Here is a 775-nt window from a genome sequence, read left to right on the forward strand (position 1 = left end):
CGCGCCAACGACAGCCACACCGACAATATGATGCGCTTCTCGGAAAGGAATGCCTTTCGCGACCAAGTAGTCCGCTAATTCTGTGGCATTGGCGTAGCCTTGTTTCGCGGCTTCTAACGTACGTTCGCCATTAACCTTAATCCCATCGAAACACAACGCTGCCATTTCCATACAGTCGTTCCATGTATCAAGAGCATCGAACAAACCTTCTTTGTCTTCTTGCATGTCTTTGTTGTACGCCAGTGGCAGGGCTTTGACTGTCATCATCATGCCAGCAAGTGCGCCGTACACGCGACCAGTCTTACCACGAATGAGCTCTAGCGCATCTGGGTTTTTCTTCTGTGGCATCAATGACGAGCCAGACGTCACTGTATCTGCCAACTCAATGAAGTTCGACTCACCTGAGTTGTAGAAAATCATATCTTCCGCGAGACGTGACAAGTGCAGCATAGAAATAGAAGCGACAGACATCAGTTCCATCACATGGTCACGATCCGATACCGAATCGAGTGAGTTACGCGTAGCACGATGAAAACCAAGATTATGCGCCAGTTGTTCACGATCAATTGGGTAAGCAGTACCAGCTAATGCGCCAGAGCCTAACGGACAGGTATCTAAACGTTGCAGCGCATCACTCAGACGTGAGTAATCACGCTCAAACATTTCAACATAAGCCAAACACCAATGAGCAAACGTCACAGGCTGAGCACGTTGTAAGTGAGTATAACCAGGCAAAACCGTACCTTGATGTTGTTTCGCCACTTGCACCATTTGC

At 48.4% G+C, this 775-nt stretch carries 1 protein-coding gene; it reads right to left on the bottom strand.

Features of this window, described 5'->3' with window-relative positions; translation table 11 throughout:
• Positions 1-775 (bottom strand): argininosuccinate lyase (argH, locus tag R7Z50_RS26720; protein WP_318149645.1); only part of this gene is annotated, 775 nt, incomplete at both ends.

This window comes from Vibrio sp. 1249-1, from assembly GCF_033340495.1.